This is a genomic window from Kosakonia pseudosacchari, assembly GCF_900184035.1.
Taxonomy (GTDB): domain Bacteria; phylum Pseudomonadota; class Gammaproteobacteria; order Enterobacterales; family Enterobacteriaceae; genus Kosakonia; species Kosakonia pseudosacchari.
Window position 1 is genome coordinate 1 of sequence record NZ_FXWP01000020.1, and the last position, 21947, is coordinate 21947.

Consider the following 21947-nt stretch of genomic DNA (forward strand, 5'->3'; position numbering starts at 1 on the left):
CTTTAGCGCTGTTGATACGCAGACCGGAAGAGAGACGCTCGATCGAGGTGCCCAGAGAAGACTGAGATTTGTTCAGGTTGTTCTGGGTCATCAGCGACAGGGTGTTAGTATTAATAACAGCCATGATGTAATTCCTTAAAAAAGTTATCAGATTCAGGCATCTGCCTACGGTTTTCTCACCGTCATTCAGATTATCGACCGCGTCTGAGCAACCTTTAGAAAAAAAGATCATTTTTTTAAAGCCGCAAACTGCCCGCTATTCTTTATCTTTATTTCGCCATTGTTTTAAAAAAAACCCTCTAATCTTTTCGCAGTCGCTGCCGATAATCCACACAGTGATTGTCTAAAACTGAAGGATAAAGAAATGGCAACTATTAGTTCTATCGGAGCAGGCACCAGTTTAAGTTCGTCGCTCAGTACGCTGTATAGCCAGCTGCAGACGGCCGAAGAGGCCAGGCTGACGCCAATTACCACTCAGCAGACATCGTATAAAGCAAAACTTACTGCGTGGGGTGTCGTTCAGACGTCGCTGACCAAACTGCAAACAGCGGCCAATGCGCTGAAAGATACTTCCAAAATTGCATCGGCCAAAGTTTCCAGCACTAACACGGCGTTTACCGCCTCCCTGGCGACCAGTGCAACGGCGGGATCATATTCTATTGAAGTGACGTCGCTGGCAGCAGCGCAGTCGCTGCTCAGCCCGAAAGCGGCAAGTAAAGATACGGATTTAGGTGATAGCAGCCTGAGCTCGCGCACCATTACGATCACCCAACCGGGTCAAAAAGATCCGCTGACCGTTACGCTGGCAAGCGATAAGACCAGCCTGGCGGATATCCGTGATGCGATCAACGCGAAAGCAGGCAGTGTGACCGCCAGTATCATCAAAGCCGATGACAGCAGCTACTACCTGGCGCTGACCTCGCGCGATAGCGGTACCACCAACCAGATGACGATCACGACTAATGATACCAAATTAGCCAAGTACGTTAGTTATGACTCCAGCAATGCCGGCAGCGCCAGCAATACCATGACGCAGCAGGTTGCCGCTGCCGACGCCAACCTGAAGATCAACGGCGTTGCCATCACGCGTAGCAGTAACACCATCACCGATGCGCCGGAAGGTGTAACGCTGACGCTGAACAAGACCAATACCGGTAGCCCGGAAACGCTGGCGGTAACCAAAGATAACGCGCCAATGACCGCGGCGGTGCAGGCGTTTGTAGATGCCTATAACTCACTGCAGACGACCATTGCCAACCAGACAAAATACACGAAAGTGGATCAGGGCAGTTCGTCTCAGGACAACTCTAACGGCGATCTGCTGGGTGACGGTACGCTGCGTAACATTCAAACGCGTCTGCGCTCCCTGCTCTCCTCGTCGCAGAGCAACACCGGCAGCTATAACATCCTGTCGCAGCTGGGTATTACCCAGGATGTCTCCGGCAAACTGACCGTCGACAGCACCAAGCTCGACAAAGCGCTGACGGAAAAATCGACTGACGTCATCTCTTTCCTGACCGGTGATGGCAAAACCACAGGTTTTGCGACGCAGGCCAGCAATCTGCTGGATGATTTCCTCGGTACCGACGGCACCGTGCAGAATGCAACCGATGGGATTAACAAGACGCTGAAAAAGCTGTCTGAGCAGTATGACCGGGTTAACGACCAGATCACCGCAACCATGGCTCGTTATAAAGCGCAATTTACAAGTTTAAGTACGCTGGTATCGTCACTGGAGTCAACCGGTAACTATTTAACCCAGCAATTTAACAAGACCAATTAATAAAGTATTCGTTGAGGTTTGAAATGTATACGAAATCGGGAACTCAGGCTTATGCTCAGGTCGGCGTGGAAAGCGCCGTCCTGAGCGCCAGCCCGCATCAACTTGTGGTACTGCTTTTTGATGGCGCATTAAGCGCCATGAAAAGGGCTGCGATCCTGATTGAGCAGGGAGATATTCCTGGTAAAGGACAGGCGCTTTCAAAGGCTATTAATATCATTACCAATGGTTTGCGTGCCGGTCTCGACCACGAAGTCGGTGGCGAGATCGCCGCAAACCTGGACAGTCTTTATGACTATATGACACGACGTCTTTTACAGGCTAATCTCCACAATGACCTCTCCGCCATTGATGAAGTTTCAACGTTGCTCAACAACATTGCTGATGCCTGGAAAGAGATTGGCCCCAATAATCAAAACGCGCGGGACACTTACTAATGGAAGCAAATTTCGGGTTGCTCCACCACTATCAGCAGCTGTTGGTCACCAGCCGCACCATGCTTAACCTCGCGAAGGAAGGGCGTTGGGACGAACTCATTGAGCACGAGTTGAATTACATTACCGCTGTGGAGAAACTGACACAGTTCCAGGACATTAGTGAAGTCGCGCCTCAAATGCAGGCGCAAATTCGCCCGCTGCTACAGCAAATTCTGGACAATGAAGTTTCCCTCAAAGAACTGTTAAGCCAGCGAATGGACGAGCTGCGGACATTGGTTGGACAGACATCCCGACAACATAACCTGCATTCGACATATGGACGTCTCTCTGGAAACATTTTATTCCCCAACGAGATCTAATCTCATGCCCGGCGGGTGATACAGGAACAGTCCATCACCCGCTACGGTTTTCGCCTTCACCACGCATTCCGTTTTTCTCTCCCAATACAGACTCCACCGCCAATATGTGCGTAGCGGCTCGTTGTTTCTCAAATCTCAGCCATACTTCCAACGTCTCATTCTGGAGCATGGAAGATGAAAAACCCCACCCTGTTGCAAACGTTTCACTGGTACTCCCCTGATGGCGGCGCACTCTGGCCGGAACTTCGCGCGCGCGCAGGTGCGCTCAATGACATGGGGATCAATATGGTCTGGCTTCCCCCGGCGTACAAAGGTGCCGCAGGCGGCCAATCGGTGGGTTATGACAGCTACGATTTATTCGATTTAGGTGAGTTTGATCAGAAAGGCAGCGTCGCCACTAAATATGGCGATAAAGCGCAACTGCTCGCCGCCATTGACGCCCTGCAGGCGAACGATATCGCCGTGCTGCTGGATGTGGTGGTAAACCACAAAATGGGCGCCGATGAAAAAGAAGCGGTACGAGTAAACCGGGTCAATCAACAGGATCGTACGCAAATTGACGACGAGATTGTTGAATGCGAAGCCTGGACGCGCTTCACCTTCCCTGCCCGCGCCGGGAAATATTCGCGATTTATCTGGGATTACAAATGTTTTAGCGGCGTCGATCATATCGAAAATCCGGGCGAATACGGCGTCTTTAAAATCGTTAATGACTATAGCGGCGACGGCTGGAACGACCAGGTTGACGACGAGCTGGGCAACTTCGACTACCTGATGGGCGCCAATATCGATTTTCGTAACCATGCGGTGACGGAAGAGATTAAATACTGGGCGCGCTGGGTAATGGAACAGACCCACTGCGACGGTTTTCGTCTGGACGCAGTGAAACACATTCCGGCCTGGTTCTATAAAGAGTGGATCGAGCATGTGCAGGAAGTCGCGCCCGGACCGCTGTTTATCGTTGCTGAATACTGGTCCCATGAAGTGGAAAAGCTGCAGCAGTATATCGGCCAGGTTGAGGGCAAGACGATGCTCTTTGACGCGCCGCTGCACATGAAATTTCATGAAGCCTCGCAACAGGGACGCGATTACGATATGCGCCAGATCTTCGACGGAACCCTGGTGGAAGCCGATCCGTTTCACGCCGTCACGCTGGTTGCCAACCACGACACGCAACCCCTGCAAGCCCTGGAAGCCCCGGTCGAAGCCTGGTTTAAACCGCTGGCCTATGCGCTGATCCTGCTGCGCGAAAATGGCGTGCCGTCGGTGTTTTACCCGGATCTGTTTGGCGCAAGCTACGACGACACCGGCGGCGATGGCGAAACCTACCATGTCGATATGCCCGTCATTGCACATCTCGATCGGTTAATTCTCGCCCGTCAGCGTTTCGCCCACGGCGTGCAAACCCTGTGGTTTGATCACCCTAACTGCATTGCCTTTAGCCGCAGCGGCACCGAATGTGAGCCGGGCTGCGTGGTGGTGATGTCCAATGGCGATGAGGGAGAAAAGCAGCTAATGCTGGGGGAGAATTACGCCAGTAAAGTGTGGCGGGATTTTCTCGGTAACCGCGAGGAAACCATCACCACCGACGAACACGGTGAGGGAACATTCACCTGCCATGGCGGTAGCGTCAGCGTGTGGGTCATTGAGGATGCGGGATAAAAATGCGCCGGGTAACATGCCGACCCGGCGTACTATTTAGTGCGGGATCTTCAGCCCGGCTTTTGTTAACGCGTCCTGGCATTCAACCGTGGGTTTATCCACCCGTTGCAATGTCAGACCGTCAAACTCCAGCGTATTGCCTTCGCGCTCAAGGCGGTAAATGTCGCGTTTTTGCGTCACGTTATACAGCTTGTCGCCATTACGCATCAGCTTGCCCGGAACGGCGATCACGCGCTGCCACTGGCGGCAATCAAGCGTATCTCCCTCTTTTGTCACGATAAGGCTGGCGATGGCTTCCGGGCTCACCAGGCTGCTTTGCGGCCCGGAAGACTGCCAGTAACCCGCCAGCCCTGCCGGTGCGGGCTGCTTCACCACCGCATCGTAATTATCCACCTGAACGCAACCGCTCAGCAGCATCGCCGCGCCAATAATCACTCGCTTTTTCATTATTTATCCTGCTCGCGAAGAAAAAAATATTGTGGCATTAAAGCATTATCATCGCCACCCTTTCCCCCACCGCCTGCAAGTTTGATCTATACCAGGTTTTTCGCCTTTTTTACGTTAGCTTGTCATCTCACCCGTGTATTATCCGGGTTCTTTTGCATTACCCGTTCCTTCTGAGTTCAGAGGCTCATTTCTATGTCATGGCAACAGTTCAAAGACTGCTTTTTGATAAAGTTCTGGTCACCTGTCCCGGCGGTTATCGCTGCGGGCATCCTCTCCACCTACTATTTTGGTATCACCGGCACGTTCTGGGCGGTCACTGGCGAATTTACCCGCTGGGGAGGCCAGTTATTGCAACTGGCCGGCGTGCATACCGAAGAGTGGGGCTACTTCAAATTGATCCACCTGGACGGCACGCCGCTCACCCGTATTGATGGCATGATGATCATCGGCATGTTTGGCGGCTGTTTCGCCGCCGCGCTATGGGCGAACAACGTCAAGCTACGTTTACCACACAGCCGTATCCGCATCATGCAGGCGATTGTCGGCGGGATGATTGCCGGTTTTGGCGCGCGTCTGGCGATGGGCTGTAACCTCGCCGCCTTCTTTACCGGTATTCCGCAGTTCTCGCTACACGCGTGGTTTTTTGCTATTGCCACCGCCATTGGCTCGTGGTTTGGCGCACGCTTTACGTTGCTGCCGCTGTTTCGTATCCCGGTCAAAATGCAAAAAGTCTCCGCCGCCTCGCCGCTGACGCAAAAACCTGCGCAGGCAAAACGTCGTTTTCGCATCGGCATGCTGGTGTTCGCCGGCATGGTGGCCTGGGCGCTGCTGACGGCGATGAACCAGCCAAAATTAGGTCTGGCGATGCTGTTTGGTGTCGGTTTTGGTCTGCTTATCGAACGTGCGCAAATCTGTTTTACCTCGGCCTTCCGCGATATGTGGATCACCGGACGCACGATGATGGCGAAAGCGATTATTTTCGGTATGGCCGCCAGCGCTATTGGCATCTTCAGCTATGTCCAGTTGGGCATGGAAGCCAAAATTATGTGGGCGGGTCCGAATGCGGTGATCGGCGGGTTGCTGTTCGGCTTTGGTATTGTCCTGGCCGGCGGTTGTGAAACGGGCTGGATGTACCGCGCGGTAGAAGGCCAGGTACACTACTGGTGGGTTGGGCTTGGTAACGTGATTGGTTCAACGATCCTTGCCTACTACTGGGATGATTTATCCCCTGCGCTGGCTACCAGCTGGGACAAAATCAACCTGTTGAATACCTTCGGTCCGCTGGGTGGCCTGCTGGTCACTTATCTTTTGTTGCTGGCCGCTTTCTTGTTTGTCGTCGGCTGGGAGAAACGCTTCTTCCGCCGCGCCAGCACAATCACTTCCGTTAAGGAGACAGCATGAACATTGTGCCTGATTACCGTCTTGATATGAGCGGTGAGCCCTGTCCGTACCCGGCCGTTGCGACACTGGAAGCGCTGCCGCAGTTAAAAAAAGGCGAGATTCTGGAAGTGGTAAGCGACTGCCCGCAATCCATTAACAATATCCCTCTGGATGCGCGTAATCACGGCTATACCGTACTGGATATTCAGCAGGATGGGCCGACGATCCGGTATTTGATACAAAAATAAGGTTTTACCTGTACTCCTCCCCCAGGCTAACGATAAAATTAGGCGCTGTAATTACAACGGAATGCATAAACCTGGGGGCGTTTATAAAATGAAATTAGCATTAATTGGTAATTGCCAACTTGAAGTTCTGGGAAATTTGATAATGAACGTCAGCGGGCTGCATGAAGGTAAGTTCGACGGCATTTTCAATATGCCTATTTATAAACTTAACGAAATAATGACTTCATTAACTTCTATCACGAATTAGAACAGTGTGATTTCATTTTTATGCAGCATCATGCGGACAAATGGGGACCGTTTTCAACGGCAGCCTTAAGTCAATTCTTCGATATCACTATGCTGCCGACCATGGAATCCCGCATTTCAACGCCGCAACTCGGGTACTATAAAAATAAAATCCCTGATTTTATGGTCTACGTCGATTACCGCATGCTGCATCTTTATCTCACCAATGTGGGTATTCAAAACGTGGTGGAAGCGTACCATTCCGTGCGTTTTTCCAGTGAAAAACAGACCACTATGCTTAAAGAAGATGCGCTGAAATACCGCACCTTATTTCAACAAGGTAAGCTTTACTTCGATTATTCTGAAGAGTATTTCCGTACACTTTCCGCGAATCCGGATTGCTACTCAACGGTAAGCCACCCGGATAACTATAATCTGAGTTTGTTATTACAGGTGATTTATCACAAATCACTGGGTATTAACGAGAGTTTTGATCTGCAGGGCAATGACCTGCTTAAAAATTATGTTGCACCGAAAATTGGCTCAGGTGACAACGCGTATCATATGATGCGCCCGACAGGCCTGGCTCTGGCCGGTAAAATTAATTATGCCTTCTTTGACAGTCAAAACCGGCATGCCCTTAAACAAGCGCTGGTCAACTCCTCTTACTATATTAGCCTTGAAGACCGCTACCAGAATTTGTAATTCATCCGCTGTTTTCCTGCGTTAAAAAAGCCCTTTGAAGGGCTTTTTTATTATGCCTAAAAATAACGTCACCCGTCTGTTGATAACAGAACCCTTGATAACAATGAGCGCGACATAAAACAAATCAACCTGCGATAACGGAGTATTAGCTGGTAATAAGGTGAATCTCACCGCCTTCATCCATTAACATACAGCGATTGCGCCCGGTCTGTTTTCCCCGGTACATCGCCGCATCGGCTCTTTTCACGACGACGCCAATAGACTCGCCCGCCCACGCCTGCGTCACACCGATGGTCACCGTAATGTTAAGCGCTTTATCGTCACAGCGAATGGTTGTCGCTGCAACCGATTTACACAGGCGCAGCGCGGCCTGGCACGCCTCTCTGTCCGAAGGCGCGTATAAAATAATAATGAACTCCTCACCACCGTAGCGGTAGGCGGTGTCACCCTCACGGATCCGATCGCGCAATTGCTGCGCCAGTTCACGTAAAACAGCATCGCCGACAAGATGCCCGTAGGTATCATTCACATTTTTAAAACGATCGATATCAAGCAGCAGCATATACATATTCTGATCGGATACGTCTTTCAATTGCTGTTCAAATCTTTCATCCAGCATTCTGCGGCCTGGCAAGCCTGTTAATATATCAACGCTACTGCGCATCTTTAATAAATAGATTTTATAAGCGGTTACCGCTGCAGAAAATAACGTAAGACGATGCTTAAATTCTGAAAATTTATCCGTATTTGTTTTTTTATCCCTAATCACCCACATCAATTCACGACCGCAGTGATGCATTTTTGTGTGTGTTGCCTCAATTGCCTGCAGGCAGTTGGACTCCTCCTGATCCATGGATTGATGCCCGTCCAGCCAGCGACCGAAATGGCACAGGTGGTGCGAGTTCACATTAATACTTTCCGACTGCTCAATATTATTATTGACCACACAGGCAAACATATTGATTAACCAATCATAATGCGCGTCAACTGCCTTATTAAGATCAAAAAGAATATTATCAATTTGTTCCGTACTCCGATACATGATATTCCTCACCGCTGCGTTACAGGCGCTACAGTGTAAAAAACAAAGTGTATATTTATGTCAATATAATAAAGAGCACGCAATAATCAGATATTTCGTCACAAGGAATATTTACGAAGCGGGGCCCGCGCGCGCACTAATTTTAAGCGCGGAAAATGCCCTAGCATAAAACTCATCGCATTCAGTCTGTTACCCATGCGCTGTTTTGCAGCACCACGCGGTAGCCGTCATGATCCTGCCAGCTCTTGCCTGAAATATCCCAGTAAGGGTTAAACGAAACGACTTCTGTAAAACCGGCTTTGCGCATGGCTTCACAGCGCGCAGCCCATTCATCAGCATCCGGGTAATAGAGCACCAGCAAATCCTCGGCCGTCGCGACAGGTGTGACAGGATGGTGGTGACAAAGGGTAAATTCAAGATGCCAGGGCACAGCGCGATGCCCCAGCATCACGCCGCTGAATCCCTCGTGATCGGTGAAATCGGCAATTTTGCGCAGTTCAAGCGCGTCGCAATACATGCGGCAGCTCAGTTCAAGGTCGGTTACGGGCCGGGCGATTCTCATATGGGCAAACATTCGCAATCTGTCCTTCGGGTATCGTCAGTGGAAAACGGTAAAAATGACTTTACCCGCAACGGCAATGGTCGATGTGATCGTCTGTGCCCACGCAATAGGGTAGTAAGGAGGAAAAAGAAGTGGGTGAAAAAGCGCGAGGCACGCAAAAGAAGGGGAAAATAACCGCCAGCGTGGTGGTTATCTTCCCGTTATTCGTGGTTATGCGTGAGTCAGGCTCACTACACCTGCATGTTCATGATGTCCTGGTATGCAGAAACCAGTTTGTTACGTACCTGAATACCCATTTGCAACGAGATCGATGATTTCTGCAAATCGGTCATCACGTCGTTCAGCGCTACACCCGGCTCACCGAGTGTAAATTTTTCCGCCTGGGTACGCGCTGCGTTTTGCGTGTCGCTAATGCGATCCAGCGCAGCATGCAGTTGCCCGGCGAAGCTGATAGACGGTTCACTCTCCACGCTCTGATTACGCGCAACCCCGGCAGTTGCCTGCAACTGACTGACGACGCTTTCAATGCCCTGTATAGCCATGGTAAATCCCCGGATGGTTTGATACCTGACAAGGTTAACAGCTTGTCAATGGGATAATGGCGGTAAATAGCGATAAAAAACCAGGTTATTTGAGGCATAGAAAATTCGGATTCATCAAATAATGACACTGCCAGTTAATGGACATTTGTCGAGTTTGCCGACCCGGGAGTCTGTTTTGTTTCTCAACTCAAATAACAACATCCACCCAGAGTTACGAGGTGCGCAATGAGTGCGACTGCAACAACTGCACCGCAGAATAAATCTCTTGAGTGGCTTAACCGCTTACGCGCGAACCCCAAAATTCCTTTAATGGTGGCCGCTGCAGCAGCGGTTGCCATTGTTGTTGCTATGGTACTGTGGGCGAAAAGCCCGGACTACCGCACGCTTTATAGCAACCTGTCCGATCAGGACGGCGGCGCTATCGTCACCCAATTGACGCAGATGAACGTCCCCTACCGCTTTGCTGACGGTAGCGGTGCTATTGAAGTTCCCGCCGATAAAGTCCAGGAACTGCGCCTGAAACTGGCTCAACAGGGGCTGCCGAAAGGCGGCGCTGTCGGTTTTGAACTGCTGGATCAGGAAAAATTTGGTATCAGCCAGTTCAGCGAACAAGTGAACTACCAGCGTGCGCTGGAAGGCGAACTGGCGCGCACCATCGAAGCACTCGGCCCGGTAAAAGGCGCGCGCGTTCACCTCGCGATGCCAAAACCGTCGCTGTTCGTGCGCGAACAGAAAGCCCCTTCCGCGTCCGTCACGGTGAATTTACAGCCGGGACGCGCGCTGGATGACGGCCAGATCAGCGCCGTCGTACACCTCGTTTCCAGCGCGGTGGCTGGTTTGCCGCCGGGCAACGTTACCGTTGTCGATCAGAGCGGTCGTCTGCTGACCCAATCCGGCGTTGCCGGTCGTGACCTGAATGATGCGCAACTGAAATACACCGCCGACGTTGAAGGCCGTATCCAGCGTCGTATCGAAGCGATCCTTGGGCCTATCGTGGGTAACGGCAACGTTCACGCGCAGGTAACGGCGAAACTCGACTTTTCGAATAAAGAGCAGACGGAAGAGCAATACACGCCAAACGGCGGCGATCCGTCACAGGCAGTGCTGCGTTCGCGTCAGGTAAACAGCAGCGAGCAGATTGGCGGCCAGTACCCTGGCGGCGTTCCGGGTGCGTTGTCGAACCAGCCTGCCCCGGCGAATAGCGCGCCGATCACCACGCCGCCTGCCAATCAGCAGAACGGCCAGCAGAATCAAAATGCGCAGGGTCAGCAAGGCACGAGCACGGCAAGCACCACCACCGGGCCGCGTAACACCACGCATAACGAAACCAATAACTACGAAGTCGACCGTACGATCCGCCACACCAAAATGAATGTTGGCGATATCGAGCGCCTCTCTGTGGCGGTGGTGGTCAACTATCGTTCGCTGCCGGGTGGCAAAACCGCCGCGCTGACAGCCGACCAGATTAAACAGATTGAAGATTTGACTCGCGAAGCGATGGGTTACACCGAGAAACGCGGTGACACCCTGAACGTCGTCAACTCGCCGTTCAACGCAACGGACGATCTCGGTGGTCAGCTCCCATTCTGGCAGCAGCAGTCGTTTATCGAACAGCTGATGTCCGCAGGTCGCTGGTTGCTGGTTCTCATCGTGGCGTGGCTGCTGTGGCGTAAAGCGGTTCGTCCGCAGCTGGTACGCCGCCAGGAAGAGGCGAAAGCCCTGCAGGAAGCGCAACAGGCCAAAGCGGAAATCGAAGAATCGGTGGAAGTGCGCCTCAGCAAAGACGAGCAGAACCAGCAACGTCGCTCTAACCAGCGCCTGAGCGCCGAGGTAATGAGCCAGCGTATTCGCGAAATGTCAGATAACGATCCGCGCGTCGTGGCGCTGGTCATTCGCCAGTGGATGAGTAACGAACATGAGCAATAATCTTTCCGGAACGGACAAAAGCGTCATCCTGCTGATGACCATTGGCGAAGATCGCGCGGCTGAGGTGTTCAAACACCTCTCCGCCCGCGAAGTCCAGCACTTGAGTACCGCGATGGCCAGCGTACGTCAGATCTCCAACAAACAGCTGATGGACGTGTTGCAGGAGTTCGAGAACGAAGCGGAACAATTCGCGGCGCTGAACATCAACGCCAACGATTACCTGCGTTCGGTGCTGGTGAAAGCCCTTGGCGAAGAGCGTGCTTCCAGCCTGCTGGAAGATATTCTCGAAACGCGCGATACCACCAGCGGCATCGAGACGCTCAACTTTATGGAGCCGCAGAGCGCCGCCGACCTTATCCGCGACGAACACCCGCAGATCATCGCCACTATCCTTGTGCACCTCAAACGTTCTCAGGCGGCGGATATCCTTGCGCTGTTTGACGAGCGTATGCGCCACGATGTGATGCTGCGTATTGCCACCTTCGGCGGCGTACAGCCTGCTGCGCTGGCGGAACTGACCGAAGTGCTGAACAACCTGCTCGACGGCCAGAACCTCAAACGCAGCAAAATGGGCGGCGTGAGAACCGCGGCGGAAATCATCAACCTGATGAAAACGCAGCAGGAAGAAGCCGTTATTACCGCCGTTCGCGAGTTCGACGGCGAACTGGCGCAGAAAATTATCGACGAGATGTTCCTGTTCGAAAACCTGGTGGATGTGGACGACCGCAGCATCCAGCGCCTGCTGCAGGAAGTGGATTCCGAATCCCTGCTGGTTGCCCTCAAAGGCGCCGAGCAGCCACTGCGCGAGAAATTCCTGCGCAACATGTCGCAGCGTGCGGCAGATATCCTGCGCGACGACCTGGCCAACCGTGGGCCGGTGCGTCTGTCTCAGGTGGAAAACGAACAGAAAGCCATCCTGCTCATCGTTCGCCGTCTGGCGGAGACCGGCGAGATGGTAATTGGCAGCGGCGAGGATACCTATGTCTAATGAATTGCCGTGGAAAGTCTGGAAGCCGGACGATTTGGCACTGCCGCTGGCTGCCGAGTTCGCTCCCCTGCTGACGAAAGAGTCTTCGTCAGCCGATGAAGCGGACGGCGAAGAAGACGAGATATCCCAGGAGCAGAAGCTGCAACAGCAGCTGGCGCAGATCCAGATGCAGGCGCACGACGCCGGGTATAACGCCGGTCTGGCGGAAGGCCGCAAAGCCGGTCACGACGTCGGCTATCAGGAAGGGCTGGCGCAGGGGCGCGAAGATGGTCTCAATCAGGCACGCCAGCAACAGGCGCCGATCCATGCGCGTATGCAGCAGCTGGTCAGCGAATTCCAGTACACGCTGGATGCGCTGGACAGCGTTATCGCCTCGCGTCTGATGCAGATGGCGCTGGAAGCCGCGCGCCAGGTGTTAGGCCAGGTGCCGGTTGTTGATAACAGCGCGCTGATTAAGCAGATCCAGCATTTAATTCAGCAGGAACCGCTGTTCAGCGGGAAACCGCAGTTACGCGTGCATCCGGACGACTTGCAACGCGTGGAAGAGATGCTTGGCGCAACCCTCAGCCTGCACGGCTGGCGTTTGCGTGGTGACCCGACCCTGCATCCGGGCGGGTGCAAGGTTTCCGCCGATGAAGGCGATCTTGACGCCAGCGTAGCAACACGCTGGCAGGAACTGTGCCGTCTGGCGGCGCCGGGAGTAGTTTAATGACCGCACGTTTGACCCGCTGGCTCACGACGCTGGATAACTTTGAAGTCAAAATGGCGCAGCTGCCCGCTGTGCGCCGTTATGGTCGGCTGACCCGCGCGACAGGTCTGGTGCTGGAAGCCACCGGCCTGCAACTGCCGCTGGGCGCGACCTGCATTATTGAGCGTCAGGACGGTGTCGAAACGCGCGAAGTCGAATGTGAAGTGGTTGGCTTCAACGGCCAGCGCCTGTTTTTAATGCCGCTGGAAGAAGTCGAAGGTATTTTGCCTGGCGCGCGCGTCTATGCCCGCAGCGTGTTAGGTGATGGTTTGCAAAGCGGTAAACAACTGCCGCTCGGCCCTGCCCTGCTTGGCCGCGTGCTGGATGGCGGCGGCAAGCCGCTCGACGGCCTGCCGGCACCGGAAACCGGTGAGACCGGCGCGCTGGTCACCCAGCCGTTTAACCCTTTACAACGTACGCCGATTGAGCATGTGCTCGATACCGGCGTTCGCGCCATTAACGCGCTGCTGACCGTCGGACGTGGCCAGCGTATGGGCCTGTTCGCCGGTTCCGGCGTCGGTAAAAGCGTGTTGTTAGGCATGATGGCCCGTTATACCCAGGCCGACGTTATCGTCGTGGGGCTGATTGGTGAACGTGGCCGCGAAGTAAAAGATTTTATCGAGAACATCCTTGGCGCTGAAGGCCGCGCACGCTCGGTGGTGATTGCCGCCCCGGCAGACGTTTCTCCTTTATTGCGTATGCAGGGCGCTGCGTACGCGACGCGCATTGCTGAAGATTTCCGCGACCGCGGTCAGCATGTGCTTCTGATCATGGACTCCCTGACGCGTTATGCCATGGCGCAGCGTGAAATCGCGCTGGCAATTGGCGAACCGCCAGCGACGAAAGGTTATCCCCCTTCTGTCTTCGCCAAATTACCGGCGCTGGTGGAACGCGCGGGGAACGGTATTCACGGCGGCGGTTCGATCACCGCGTTTTATACCGTTCTGACCGAAGGGGATGACCAGCAAGATCCGATCGCTGACTCCGCACGAGCCATTCTTGATGGGCACATTGTCTTGTCTCGCCGCCTGGCGGAAGCTGGTCACTACCCGGCGATTGACATTGAAGCCTCTATCAGCCGTGCGATGACAGCGTTAATTACGGAACAACATTACGCCAGAGTCCGGAACTTTAAACAGTTGCTGTCGAGCTTCCAACGTAACCGCGATCTGGTGAGCGTTGGCGCATATGCGCGCGGTAGCGACCCAATGCTGGATAAAGCCATCGCATTGTGGCCACACCTGGAAGCCTTCCTGCAGCAGGGCATTTTTGAACGTGCCGGGTGGGAAGATTCAATGCAGGCATTAGAGCTGATCTTCCCGACAGTCTAAGGTAGTGGAGAGCTGACTTATGACGCAAAACAGCGCATTAACGACGCTAAAGGATTTGGCAGAGAAAGAAGTTGACGACGCCGCCCTGAAACTGGGCGAAATGCGTCGCGGCTGCCAGCAAGCGGAAGAGCAATTAAAAATGCTGATTGAATATCAGCATGAGTATCGCAGCAGTCTGAATAACAACATGAGCCAGGGGATTGATAACCAACGCTGGCAGAATTATCAGCAGTTTATTCAGACGCTGGAAAAAGCGATTGAGCAGCACCGTCAGCAGTTAGCGCAGTGGAATGAAAAAGTCGATAGTGCGCTGGGTAGCTGGCGTGAAAAGAAACAACGTTTACAAGCCTGGCAAACCTTGCAGGACCGACAAAGCGCCGCGGCGTTACTGGCGGAAAACCGTCTCGATCAGAAAAAAATGGATGAATTTGCACAGCGCGCGTCCCTGAGGAAAATAGAATGATCAACTTGTCAAAACTGTTAATGACAGAATCCGATGCCACCACCGGTGTGCAAGCCGGCAAAAGCGGCGGCGATTCTGCACAAGATTTCCTCGCTCTGCTGACGGGTGCAATGACCGGCGGCCAGGGACAGGAGAGCGATGCGCCCATCACGCTTGCCGATCTGCAAGCCGCAGCCCTGAGCGGCAAGCTGGCGAAAGGCAACCTGGCGGCAACCGCAGCCACCGGCGAAGAGACGCAGGCACAAACGCCGGCGCAAAAACTGGCGGAACTGCTGGCGCGCCAGAGCGCGAAAAGCGATGTAATGGCATCGGCAGCAAGCGACGCCGATGTGCAAAAACTGTTTTCTGGCCTGACGCCTGCGGCGAAAACCGATGTGCTGGCCGCGTTAAGCAAAACGGCCAAAGCCGGTGACAGCGAAAACAAAACCGATTTAAGTGATGAAGAGCTGGCAGGGTTAAGCGCGCTGATGGCGATGCTGCCGCATCAACAAGCCGCGCAGTTGAACACCGCCAGCGCACAACCGGTAAGTGCCAGCAGCAGCGTTGATGTCGCCAAAGCAGCGAACCGCGCACTGAACACCAGTTCACTGACGGCAGATACCGATTTACCGCGTGGCAGTACGAAAAACGACAGCGCTGCCGGCACCACGCCGTTCCATGTAGCGGATGATGCCCAGCAGACGGCGGTGCTCGCTTCCTCGTCTGCGGCGGTGAAGAAAGATAATGACAATGCGCTGCAAACCACCAATACCACTGCCAGCATCGCGCCGGTGACCACCACCGCCAGCGCCGCGCAGGCCAGCACGCCTGTCGCCGCACCGGTTGTCAGCGCTCCGCTGGGTAGCCATGAGTGGCAGCAGAATATCAGCCAGCATGTCACGCTCTTTACCCGTCAGGGTCAGCAGAGCGCGGAGCTGCGTCTGCATCCGGAAGATCTGGGCCAGGTGCAGATCTCCATTAAGCTCGAAGATAACCAGGCGCAGTTGCAGATGGTGTCGGCGCACAGCCATGTTCGCCAGGCACTGGAAGCGGCGCTGCCGATGCTGCGTACGTCGCTTGCAGAAAGCGGTATTCAGTTGGGTCAGAGCAATATCAGCAGTGAGTCTTTTGCCGGTCAGCAGCAACAGCAGGCCTCGCAACAGCAGCAACAGGCTTCACGTTCGGGCTCAGGCGATCTGTTTGGCACGGATGATGGCGACGCGTTAGTCGCCCCGGCGAGCCTGCAATCTGCAGCTCGAGGTAACGGCGCAGTCGACATCTTTGCCTAAACGCCAGAGGTAGCATGATTATCCCCGTCTTTTCCACCCTTTGACGGGAGCAGGACACGGGATAATCAGCTCATAAGCAGTACTAACAGGAAGCCCGTAACAGATGACTGACTCCGCTATTAACAAAAAACGTAAGCGCTCTATCTGGATCCCGCTGCTGGTGTTAATCACACTCGCAGCTTGCGCCACCGCTGGCTATAGTTACTGGCGTATGCAACAGAAACCTGCGGCTAACGCAAAAGTGGAAGCGCCTCCTCCGCCAGCGCCGGTTTTCTTCGCTCTCGACACCTTTACCGTGAACCTGGGCGATGCTGACCGCGTGTTGTATGTCGGTATCACACTGCGTCTGAAAGATGACGCGACGCGCGCCAGACTGAGCGAATACCTGCCGGAAGTGCGTAGCCGCTTGTTGATGTTGTTCTCACGTCAGGACGCAGCACAGCTTGCAACCAACGAAGGCAAGCAGAACCTTGCTACCGCGATTAAAGAGACGATCGCAACGCCATTAGTGCCAGGACAGCCGAAGCAGGAAGTCACTGACGTTCTTTATACAGCTTTCATTTTGCGGTAAAGACATGGGCGATAGCATTCTTTCTCAGGCCGAAATCGATGCGCTGCTCAACGGAGACAGCGATAAGAGTGATGATCCGCAACCGGGTATGGGTGGCGATAGTGATATTCGCCCCTATGATCCCAATACCCAGCGCCGCGTGGTGCGTGAGCGTCTGCAAGCGCTGGAGATCATCAACGAGCGTTTTGCGCGTCAGTTCCGTATGGGGTTGTTTAACCTGCTGCGTCGTAGCCCGGATATCACCGTCGGCGCGATCCGCATCCAGCCCTATCACGAGTTTGCGCGTAACTTACCCGTTCCGACCAACCTGAACTTGATTCACCTGAAACCCCTGCGTGGCACCGGCTTGTTTGTTTTCTCACCAAGCCTGGTGTTTATCGCCGTGGATAACTTGTTCGGTGGCGACGGGCGTTTTCCAACGAAAGTGGAAGGCCGTGAATTTACGCACACTGAACAGCGCGTCATCAATCGCATGCTGAAGCTGGCGCTCGAAGCCTATAGCGACGCGTGGAAGGCGATTAACCCGCTGGACGTGGAGTATGTGCGTTCGGAAATGCAGGTCAAATTTACCAACATTACGACATCGCCGAACGATATCGTCGTCAATACCCCGTTCCATGTTGAGATCGGTAACCTGACGGGTGAGTTCAATATCTGTCTGCCGTTCAGCATGATAGAACCGCTGCGCGAAATGCTGGTCAACCCGCCGCTGGAAAACTCACGCAGTGAAGACCAGAACTGGCGTGACAATTTGGTGCGTCAGGTTCAGCACTCTGAACTGAATTTGATTGCCAATTTCGCGGATATTCCCCTGCGCCTGTCGCAGATACTTAAGCTCCAACCCGGCGATGTGCTGCCGATTGATAAACCCGATCGCATTATCGCTCATGTGGACGGCGTACCGGTGTTAACGAGCCAGTATGGTACGGTCAACGGACAATATGCGTTACGTGTAGAGCACTTGATAAACCCGATTTTGAATTCGCTGAATGAGGAACAGCCCAAATGAGTGATATGAACAATCCGTCCGATGAGAACAGCGGAGCACTGGACGATCTGTGGGCTGACGCGTTGAACGAACAAAAAACCACTCCCGCTACGAAAAGCGCGGCCGATGCCGTGTTCCAGCAGCTCGGCGGTGGTGATGTTGGCGGCACTCTCCAGGATATCGACCTGATTATGGATATCCCGGTCAAACTGACCGTGGAACTGGGTCGTACGCGTATGACAATTAAAGAGCTGCTGCGTTTGACGCAGGGTTCCGTGGTGGCACTTGACGGGCTGGCGGGCGAACCGCTGGATATCCTGATCAACGGTTATCTGATTGCTCAGGGTGAAGTGGTGGTCGTTGCGGATAAATACGGCGTACGTATCACCGATATCATCACCCCTTCCGAGCGTATGCGTCGTTTGAGCCGCTGAGTCGAGCATGAAAACACAGGCCACGGTTTCCCAACCGTCTGCCCTTTCCGGTTCGCCACTGTTGCAGGTCAGTGGCGCGCTGTTTGGCATGATCGCGTTAATTTTGATTATCGCGTGGCTTGCCAAACGCCTTGGCCTCGGCGGCAAAACCGCCAGCGGCCGGGGTTTAAAAGTGACCGCCAGCACCACGGTTGGCCCGCGTGAACGCGTGGTGATTGTGGATGTTGAGGATGCACGCCTGGTGCTGGGCGTTACGCCCACCAACATCAATCTGTTGCACAAACTTCCTCCCGCACCCGCAGAAAGTGAAGACGTGAACGTGAAAAATGTGGATTTCCAGACCGTGATGAAGAATTTGCTTAAGCGTTCCGGGAGATCCTGATGCGCCGTTTGTTCTCTTTTGCGCTGGCCGGATTATGGCTGGTTGCCCCTGCGGCATTTGCACAACTTCCGGGTTTGATTAGCCAGCCGATAGCCGGTGGTGGCCAGAGCTGGTCGCTGCCGGTGCAGACGCTGGTATTTATTACCTCGCTTACCTTCCTGCCCGCCATTTTGCTGATGATGACCAGCTTCACCCGCATCATCATTGTGTTCGGCCTGCTGCGAAACGCGCTGGGAACACCGTCTGCGCCGCCGAACCAGGTGCTGCTTGGGCTGGCACTGTTTTTGACCTTTTTTATTATGTCGCCGGTGATCGACAAGATTTATACCGACGCCTATCAGCCGTTTAGCGAGAATAAAATCTCCGTCGATGTGGCGCTGGAACGCGGCGCGCAGCCGCTGCGCGAATTTATGCTGCGCCAGACGCGCGAAGCCGATTTGGCGCTGTTTGCCCGTCTGTCTAATAGCCCGCCGATTCAGGGTCCGGAAGCCGTATCAATGCGTATTCTGTTGCCCGCTTATGTGACCAGCGAGCTGAAAACCGCCTTTCAGATTGGCTTTACGATATTTATTCCGTTCCTGATTATCGATCTGGTGATCGCCAGCGTCCTGATGGCGCTCGGGATGATGATGGTACCGCCCGCAACCATTGCCCTGCCGTTCAAACTGATGCTGTTTGTGCTGGTCGATGGCTGGCAGCTACTGGTCAGCTCGCTCGCCCAGAGCTTTTACAGTTAGGAGTAAGCGATGACACCAGAATCGGTCATGATGATGGGCACCGAGGCGATGAAAGTCGCACTCGCGCTCGCTGCCCCACTGCTGCTGGTTGCGCTGGTTACAGGCCTGGTTATCAGTATTTTGCAGGCGGCGACGCAGATCAACGAAATGACGCTCTCCTTTATCCCGAAAATCATCGCCGTGTTTGTCACGATTGTGGTTGCCGGGCCGTGGATGCTGAATTTACTGCTTGATTACATGCGCACCCTGTTCAACAACATTCCTTATATCATCGGGTAAGCCGACTTATGTTGAACGTCACCAGCGATCAGTGGCTGCATTGGATCAGTATGTATTTCTGGCCGCTGCTGCGCGTGATGGCGTTAATTATGACCGCGCCGATCCTTAGCGAATCGCGTATTCCGCGGCGGATAAAAGTGGGGCTGGGGATTGTGATTACCATCGTCATCGCCCCCACCCTGCCGCCAACGCCGGATGTTCCGGTATTCGCCCCGGCGGCACTGTGGCTGGCGCTACAGCAGATCCTGATTGGCGTTGCGCTCGGTTTTACGATGCAGTTCGCCTTTGCGACGATTCGTACCGCCGGTGAGCTGATTGGCCTGCAAATGGGTCTCTCTTTCGCCACCTTTGTCGACCCCACCAGCCACTTAAACATGCCAGTGCTGGCGCGCATCCTCGATATGCTGGCGCTGCTGTTGTTCCTCACCTTCAATGGGCATTTGTGGTTAATTTCGATGCTGGTCGATACCTTCCACACGTTGCCGATTGGCGGTAACCCGGTAAACAGCAATGCCTACCTGGCGCTGACGCGGGCAGCAGGCATGATCTTCCTCAATGGGTTGATGCTGGCATTACCAGTTATCACATTGCTGCTGACCATTAACCTTTCCCTTGGTTTACTGAACCGCATGGCACCGCAATTGTCGGTGTTTGTGATTGGTTTTCCCGTTACGTTAAGCGTTGGGATTTTACTGATGGCGGCAATGATGCCGTTAATCGCTCCTTATTGTGAGCGATTATTCAGTGAGATTTTCAATCTGTTAGCTGATATTGTTAGCGAACTTCCACAGAATAGTAATCCCTGACCTTTAGTAATGCCTTTCTGAGGATATTCCTAAAGTTAAATTTAAAAAACATCCCCCACCATATATCTGGCGCGGCTTATTTGTTTTTAGCCTTCTCACAGAACGCAACATTTACTTTACTTTAAGATGATTCCTGGCAAATTATACCTAACTTTACGGGATAGTGGGTTCGCCTGAAGTTTCGCGTCGTACTTCAGTAATATAAGTTTTTCCTGTATGGCTTCTGAAGCTTCTGGCGGGTGGTGAATTATCGTTACGCATTGAGTGAGGGTATGCCATGTCAACGATTATTATGGATTTATGCAGTTATACCCGGTTGGGATTAACAGGGTATCTGACAAGCCGGGGGGTTAAAAAACGAGATATCAACGACATCCAGACAGTTGATGAACTCGAATCAGCTTGCGCCACACTTCAGCCAACCGTGGTGTTTATTAATGAGGACTGCTTTATTCATGACCCAAGCAGCAGTCAACATATAAAGCAAGTCATTAATCAGCATCCCCGTACACTTTTTATCGTGTTTATGGCTATCGCCAATATCCACTTTGACGAATATCTTTTGGTTCGCAAAAACTTATTGATTAGTTCTAAATCAATCAAGCCTGAGTCGCTGGATAATATTCTGGGAGATTGTCTCAACAAAGAGAAAAAAAGCGTTGGGACCATTAACTTACCAACACTTTCACTAAGTCGTACCGAGTCCAGCATGTTGAAAATGTGGATGTCCGGGCAGGATACGATTCAAATCTCCGATCAGATGAATATTAAAGCGAAAACGGTATCATCACATAAGGGTAATATTAAAAGAAAAATTAAAACGCATAATAAACAGGTTATATATCATGTAGTGCGGCTAACAGATAATGTTACCACGGGTATATTTGTTAATATGCGTTGAGGCTGTTTTTATCCATTCACCCTCCAGCCGGAGGGCGAAATATTAATCTGCAAGTTCTACAAATACGCCGTCCGGGTGGTCTTTTTCATTAAAGAACCAAATCCCGAGCGGGTAATCTTCCAGTGAGACCAGGTACATCGTACCTTCATTAAACGCTTCGACAGCCAATACCACTCCCGGACGGCGTGGACCCCCGTCCGTTTTGACCGTAACCCGATCGTTAACCTTCATAAGTACCCTCCTCTCGCATTTACGCCAGTGTAGAACAAAACCGCTGCCCTGACAGCGTGCCTGCGTTTAGCTGGCGATTTTTTCTACCGACTATACTTAACACTGCATTTATGAAGGAGGTGACGGCGTGAAAACAGTCAAAGAGTATAGCGAGACCGCAAAGCGGGATGTGCATATCGATGTCGATGCCCTGCTGGCTGCGATTAACGAAATCAGCGAAAGCGAAGTGCATCGTGTCGACGACGAAGATGGCCAGCGCGTGAGCGTGGATGGTCGGGAATATCATACCTGGCGGGAACTGGCGGAAGCATTTGAACTGGACGTGCATGACTTCAGTATTACGGAGGCGAATCGCTGAAGAAAACATCCCGGCCGCCGAAACGGCCGGGACAAACTTGCTCTCGCAAGAAGCACTTAAAATTCGTACACCAGGGAATCTGATGTGGGGACAACTTTATAGACAAAACACCATCAAGACAAGAAATATCTATAAATCAATGAATTA

At 53.1% G+C, this 21947-nt stretch carries 28 protein-coding genes; 22 read left to right on the forward strand and 6 right to left on the reverse strand.

All coding sequences use genetic code 11. From position 1 onward, the window contains the following. Positions 1-124 (reverse strand): flagellin N-terminal helical domain-containing protein (locus BN2591_RS16485; protein ID WP_482793313.1); only part of this gene is annotated, 124 nt, incomplete at its 3' end. Positions 125-364: 240 nt separating this feature from the next. On the opposite strand from BN2591_RS16485, the gene fliD reads away from it, so the two are divergent. The 4 genes from fliD (at position 365) to amyA (ending at position 4238) form a co-directional block, all read left to right on the forward strand. Continuing rightward, a complete protein-coding gene (gene fliD, locus BN2591_RS16490; RefSeq protein ID WP_086873031.1) occupies positions 365-1783 on the forward strand; it encodes a flagellar filament capping protein FliD in 1419 nt (472 codons plus the stop codon). Positions 1784-1806: 23 nt separating this feature from the next. After that, positions 1807-2217 (forward strand): flagellar export chaperone FliS, encoded by a 411-nt coding sequence (gene fliS, locus BN2591_RS16495; protein ID WP_017458358.1) that lies wholly within the window; start codon positions 1807-1809, stop codon positions 2215-2217. Further along, positions 2217-2576: a flagella biosynthesis regulatory protein FliT gene (fliT, locus tag BN2591_RS16500; RefSeq protein WP_086873032.1), complete on the forward strand. Its 360-nt coding sequence runs from the start codon at positions 2217-2219 to the stop codon at positions 2574-2576. The genes fliS and fliT overlap by 1 nt, the downstream gene beginning before the upstream one ends. A 174-nt stretch (positions 2577-2750) precedes the next feature. After that, positions 2751-4238, forward strand: coding sequence for an alpha-amylase (gene amyA, locus BN2591_RS16505; RefSeq protein WP_086873033.1), 1488 nt, complete (start codon positions 2751-2753; stop codon positions 4236-4238). Between the two features lie 36 nt (positions 4239-4274). Here the strand turns inward: amyA and yedD are convergent, their stop codons facing one another. Continuing rightward, the gene (gene yedD / locus BN2591_RS16510; protein WP_086873034.1) at positions 4275-4685 is read right to left on the reverse strand and encodes a lipoprotein YedD; all 411 of its coding nucleotides are present in this window, start codon (positions 4683-4685) and stop codon (positions 4275-4277) included. 192 nt (positions 4686-4877) lie between these two features. Between yedD and yedE the strand changes: the two genes are divergently transcribed. The 3 genes from yedE to BN2591_RS16525 all read left to right on the forward strand — a co-directional run bounded on the left by yedE (position 4878) and on the right by BN2591_RS16525 (position 7243). Further along, a complete protein-coding gene (gene yedE, locus BN2591_RS16515) occupies positions 4878-6086 on the forward strand; it encodes a selenium metabolism membrane protein YedE/FdhT (protein ID WP_086873035.1) in 1209 nt (402 codons plus the stop codon). Then, positions 6083-6313 carry a sulfurtransferase-like selenium metabolism protein YedF gene (gene yedF, locus BN2591_RS16520; RefSeq protein ID WP_017458363.1) on the forward strand — a complete coding sequence of 77 codons (231 nt, stop codon included), beginning with the start codon at positions 6083-6085 and terminating at the stop codon, positions 6311-6313. The genes yedE and yedF overlap by 4 nt, the downstream gene beginning before the upstream one ends. Before the next feature lie 267 nt (positions 6314-6580). Next, positions 6581-7243 (forward strand): hypothetical protein, encoded by a 663-nt coding sequence (locus BN2591_RS16525; protein WP_244173021.1) that lies wholly within the window; start codon positions 6581-6583, stop codon positions 7241-7243. Positions 7244-7388: 145 nt separating this feature from the next. Here the strand turns inward: BN2591_RS16525 and BN2591_RS16530 are convergent, their stop codons facing one another. The 3 genes from BN2591_RS16530 to fliE form a co-directional block, all read right to left on the reverse strand. Further along, the gene (locus BN2591_RS16530) at positions 7389-8285 is read right to left on the reverse strand and encodes a diguanylate cyclase (RefSeq protein ID WP_086873036.1); all 897 of its coding nucleotides are present in this window, start codon (positions 8283-8285) and stop codon (positions 7389-7391) included. A gap of 181 nt (positions 8286-8466) precedes the next feature. Beyond that, positions 8467-8859 carry a VOC family protein gene (locus BN2591_RS16535; protein ID WP_086873037.1) on the reverse strand — a complete coding sequence of 131 codons (393 nt, stop codon included), beginning with the start codon at positions 8857-8859 and terminating at the stop codon, positions 8467-8469. A gap of 218 nt (positions 8860-9077) precedes the next feature. After that, positions 9078-9389: a flagellar hook-basal body complex protein FliE gene (fliE, locus tag BN2591_RS16540; protein ID WP_086873038.1), complete on the reverse strand. Its 312-nt coding sequence runs from the start codon at positions 9387-9389 to the stop codon at positions 9078-9080. A gap of 225 nt (positions 9390-9614) precedes the next feature. On the opposite strand from fliE, the gene fliF reads away from it, so the two are divergent. From fliF to rcsA, 14 genes are all read left to right on the forward strand, one after another. Continuing rightward, positions 9615-11315 (forward strand): flagellar basal-body MS-ring/collar protein FliF, encoded by a 1701-nt coding sequence (gene fliF / locus BN2591_RS16545; RefSeq protein ID WP_086873039.1) that lies wholly within the window; start codon positions 9615-9617, stop codon positions 11313-11315. Then, on the forward strand, positions 11305-12303 hold the full coding sequence (fliG, locus tag BN2591_RS16550; RefSeq protein WP_020454194.1) for a flagellar motor switch protein FliG: 999 nt from the start codon (positions 11305-11307) through the stop codon (positions 12301-12303). Before fliF ends, fliG begins: the two co-directional genes overlap by 11 nt. Beyond that, positions 12296-13012, forward strand: a complete 717-nt coding sequence (fliH, locus tag BN2591_RS16555) for a flagellar assembly protein FliH (RefSeq protein ID WP_086873040.1) — start codon at positions 12296-12298, stop codon at positions 13010-13012. Before fliG ends, fliH begins: the two co-directional genes overlap by 8 nt. Continuing rightward, positions 13012-14382 carry a flagellar protein export ATPase FliI gene (gene fliI, locus BN2591_RS16560; RefSeq protein ID WP_020454196.1) on the forward strand — a complete coding sequence of 457 codons (1371 nt, stop codon included), beginning with the start codon at positions 13012-13014 and terminating at the stop codon, positions 14380-14382. The genes fliH and fliI overlap by 1 nt, the downstream gene beginning before the upstream one ends. Positions 14383-14401: 19 nt before the next feature. Continuing rightward, entirely contained in the window at positions 14402-14845 is a 444-nt protein-coding gene (fliJ, locus tag BN2591_RS16565) for a flagellar export protein FliJ (protein ID WP_017458372.1), read from the forward strand. Next, the gene (gene fliK / locus BN2591_RS16570; protein WP_086873041.1) at positions 14842-16113 is read left to right on the forward strand and encodes a flagellar hook length control protein FliK; all 1272 of its coding nucleotides are present in this window, start codon (positions 14842-14844) and stop codon (positions 16111-16113) included. Before fliJ ends, fliK begins: the two co-directional genes overlap by 4 nt. A 103-nt stretch (positions 16114-16216) precedes the next feature. Then, positions 16217-16684, forward strand: coding sequence for a flagellar basal body-associated protein FliL (fliL, locus tag BN2591_RS16575; protein WP_017458374.1), 468 nt, complete (start codon positions 16217-16219; stop codon positions 16682-16684). 4 nt (positions 16685-16688) lie between these two features. After that, on the forward strand, positions 16689-17693 hold the full coding sequence (fliM, locus tag BN2591_RS16580) for a flagellar motor switch protein FliM (protein ID WP_020454199.1): 1005 nt from the start codon (positions 16689-16691) through the stop codon (positions 17691-17693). Next, positions 17690-18106, forward strand: a complete 417-nt coding sequence (gene fliN, locus BN2591_RS16585; protein WP_020454200.1) for a flagellar motor switch protein FliN — start codon at positions 17690-17692, stop codon at positions 18104-18106. The genes fliM and fliN overlap by 4 nt, the downstream gene beginning before the upstream one ends. Positions 18107-18113: 7 nt before the next feature. Beyond that, entirely contained in the window at positions 18114-18488 is a 375-nt protein-coding gene (fliO, locus tag BN2591_RS16590; RefSeq protein WP_017458377.1) for a flagellar biosynthetic protein FliO, read from the forward strand. Then, positions 18488-19225: a flagellar type III secretion system pore protein FliP gene (gene fliP / locus BN2591_RS16595; RefSeq protein WP_017458378.1), complete on the forward strand. Its 738-nt coding sequence runs from the start codon at positions 18488-18490 to the stop codon at positions 19223-19225. Before fliO ends, fliP begins: the two co-directional genes overlap by 1 nt. Positions 19226-19234: 9 nt before the next feature. Next, on the forward strand, positions 19235-19504 hold the full coding sequence (fliQ, locus tag BN2591_RS16600) for a flagellar biosynthesis protein FliQ (protein WP_017458379.1): 270 nt from the start codon (positions 19235-19237) through the stop codon (positions 19502-19504). Positions 19505-19512: 8 nt separating this feature from the next. Beyond that, on the forward strand, positions 19513-20310 hold the full coding sequence (fliR, locus tag BN2591_RS16605; RefSeq protein WP_017458380.1) for a flagellar biosynthetic protein FliR: 798 nt from the start codon (positions 19513-19515) through the stop codon (positions 20308-20310). Between the two features lie 277 nt (positions 20311-20587). Then, positions 20588-21211, forward strand: a complete 624-nt coding sequence (gene rcsA, locus BN2591_RS16610; protein ID WP_017458381.1) for a transcriptional regulator RcsA — start codon at positions 20588-20590, stop codon at positions 21209-21211. Positions 21212-21253: 42 nt separating this feature from the next. On the opposite strand, the gene dsrB is transcribed toward rcsA, so the two are convergent. Then, positions 21254-21442, reverse strand: coding sequence for a protein DsrB (dsrB, locus tag BN2591_RS16615; RefSeq protein WP_086873042.1), 189 nt, complete (start codon positions 21440-21442; stop codon positions 21254-21256). Between the two features lie 127 nt (positions 21443-21569). On the opposite strand from dsrB, the gene yodD reads away from it, so the two are divergent. Beyond that, the gene (yodD, locus tag BN2591_RS16620; protein WP_017458383.1) at positions 21570-21800 is read left to right on the forward strand and encodes a YodD family peroxide/acid resistance protein; all 231 of its coding nucleotides are present in this window, start codon (positions 21570-21572) and stop codon (positions 21798-21800) included. The last annotated feature ends 147 nt before the right edge of the window (positions 21801-21947 follow it).